This is a genomic window from Neobacillus sp. MER 74, from assembly GCF_023714155.1.
The window spans coordinates 1-1,450 of the sequence record NZ_JAMAUV010000059.1 but is presented as its reverse complement, the minus strand read 5'-3'; the positions used below and the strand labels follow the sequence as shown (position 1 = coordinate 1,450).

At 40.4% G+C, this 1,450-nt stretch carries 1 protein-coding gene; it reads left to right on the top strand.

The features are described from left to right. Positions 1–906, top strand: a 906-nt coding sequence (locus tag M3610_RS27390; RefSeq protein ID WP_251463621.1) for an IS110 family RNA-guided transposase, incomplete at its 5' end; no start/stop codon positions are given. Between the last annotated feature and the right edge of the window lie 544 nt (positions 907–1,450).

The following is a 1,450-nucleotide window of genomic DNA, read 5'->3' as shown; positions in this document are numbered from 1 at the left end:
TTATTCCTTACTCTAAATATTCACTGTATGGTTATAGCGCCATCTTTAATTCCTAAAAAACCTGGTGAGCGTATTAAAACGGATCGTAGAGATTCCGTTCGACTCGCTCAATTATATCGAGCGGGAGAATTAACTTCTGTTTACGTTCCTACTCCAGAAGATGAAGCTTTACGAGATCTTGTTAGATGTCGAGAAGATGCAAAAGAAGACGAATTAAGAGCTAAACACCGATTAAGTAAGTTTTTACTTCGTTATGATATCCAACCACCATTAAAGGGAAAAAAATGGACCGTTAGGTACTATAGATGGTTGGACACGTTAAAGTTTGAAAACTCTAAACTACAAGTGGTTTATCAAGAATACTATCATCAAATTAAAGAGATACAACAACGAGTCCTAAGATTAGAAGAAGAAATCAGAATACAAGCAACGGACAGTGTTCATGCCCCAACCATCCAAGCTTTACAAGCATTAAGAGGCGTAGCACTTATTACAGCAACAAGTATTGCAGCAGAAATTGGTTCTTTTAAACGTTTTTCAACCGCTAGCCAGTTTATGGCGTATCTGGGTTTAGTACCTAGTGAATCTTCGAGTGGTGAAAGCAGAAGACAAGGAAGGATCACCAAAACAGGGAATCGTCATGTGCGGCGTCTATTGGTGGAGTCAGCTTGGAGTTATCGATATAAGCCGTCAATAAAGGGTGAATTACAAAAGAGACAAAATGGACAATCGCCAACCGTTCTGGCAATATCCTGGAAAGCACAAAACCGGCTACATAAGAAATATTTTCGATTGTTATCAAGAGGAAAAGAAAGCGGTAAAGCAATCACGGCAGTAGCGAGAGAGTTAGCGGGTTTTATTTGGGCAATCACACAGGAAATTGATGAGGTAGTACCAACAGCTTAATGAAGACGATTCTCTATGATATGAGTGCATTAGTAAGAAAATAGATGGATGAGAATAGGGCTCGAAGGCAAAGAGAAAAACCGGAAAGGAAAACCCACGTGCCTCCTCTGTGCTATATCTAATTAGATTAACGCACGTCACGAGTTAGTGGATAAGGCCTTTATACGGAAAGATAAAATGTGAAAACCCACGAATATCAGAGCGCTAACCGCAGTAGAAGTTTTTGCCTTCGTGCCGTGTCCTTAACATCTATTCTAAGAAAAATGAAGGAGGGAGGATTATTCCAACTTTAGCTTAAAAAAGTGTCTCATCTCTTTGAATGGCTGTCAAGGAGAGCACTTGACAGCCATTCAAAGAGATGAGAAATGGTCAGTAAGCTAAAGAAGGAGCTACCCTAGCCTTAAACGGCTACCTATCTAACCAAGTAAGCGAAGAAGCGAAAATAGCTTCTCTTCTTAGAGTTGGTCAAAAATAAACCAAAACCGAGTTTAAGTAGGGAGCCTTGACAGTTTCGTTCATATCAGGAGGCTCCCCGGCACGCCCG